Here is a 1051-nt window from a genome sequence, read left to right as displayed (position 1 = left end):
GTTCGCCCGACTGTCGGTGGCGGCATAGACGTTGGAGGTTGTGCAGCGAACCGGTAGCGCGCCATCGGAAACGTCATTCGGCATCCAAGCCAATTCCTATTGCTCTCGCAGGAATGCGGATGATCTAGTGGACTACCGCCAGCAAAAGGAGCGCAGATGTTCCATATCAACGTCCACGGTCAGAATCCGATGTTTTTTGTCACGGGGTCAATTCCGGCCGTGCCCGCGCCGCCGGCCGGAACCACGCCGGCCGGCCAGCACTTCGTCGGCGCGAGCAACGTGCCGTATTCACTGAGGGCAGCCCCCGCCGCCTGGGCGAGTGCGGGCACTTCAACGGGCGGGGAGATCCGGCCGCGTCAGTCCCTCGTACAGGTCGGCCCATACGCGGGCGAGGCGCCGCTGGACCTGAGGACCTCCGGATCGATCAAGACTGCCGCGCAGGCCGTGGTGGAGGATGCGATGTCGCGCGCGACAACTGAGGGGAAAGTGCCACCCTGGTTTGACACGCTCTCATCGCCGCAGCGTGCTGGTCTTCAATGGCATTGGAGCGCCGATCGCCGTATGACACTCCCCCAATTCTGCGAGGCATTGGGTGTGGAGTACATGACGGTGTTGCACTACGTCACCGTCGGAGTAGAGTTGCCGCGCATGGGGCAAGATTTGCTCACGCAGAGCGATCGCTGCGACGCCTTGAGTCGAGATCCAGGGACGGGTCTTACAAAAACCGAAACGGTGGCGGTGGGGTGGGCCATGATGTCCGCTACGGATCGAGCGCGGTATCGCAACTTCACGACGTTCTGTAGGAGTAACGGCGTTAAGCAACCCTCCGTGTCCCGGTATGTGATGGCTTGCGGCGAGCTGACGTCCCAGGGAAAGGAGGTGTGGGCAAGGTTGAACAAGCACATGATCGACACCGGGTACGCGAGGCCCGATGGCGGTCTGACCGCAGCAGGGGTGGACGTCCATTCGACGCTGCAGGCCGGAAATCGCTAACGCAGGGCCTGCACTTCAACCCGCATCAAAGCAGAAAGCCCTCGGTAGATTGCCGGGG

At 62.3% G+C, this 1051-nt stretch carries 1 protein-coding gene; it reads left to right on the top strand.

The window, feature by feature from the left end; translation table 11 throughout:
- Positions 1–156 precede the first annotated feature (156 nt).
- On the top strand, positions 157–993 hold the full coding sequence (locus AB6O04_RS20670; protein WP_368566311.1) for a hypothetical protein: 837 nt from the start codon (positions 157–159) through the stop codon (positions 991–993).
- Positions 994–1051: the final 58 nt, after the last annotated feature.

The sequence above is a fragment of the Pseudoxanthomonas sp. UTMC 1351 genome (assembly GCF_040948865.1).
GTDB lineage: Bacteria > Pseudomonadota > Gammaproteobacteria > Xanthomonadales > Xanthomonadaceae > Pseudoxanthomonas_A.
The sequence above is the reverse complement of the archived record's forward strand: the minus strand, read 5'-3'. Positions and strand labels throughout refer to the sequence as shown.

What these genes read in the sequence shown, in the direction of transcription:
- AB6O04_RS20670 (WP_368566311.1), top strand. Translation starts at nt 157, where the DNA reads ATGTTCCATATCAACGTCCACGGTCAGAATCCGATGTTTTTTGTCACG.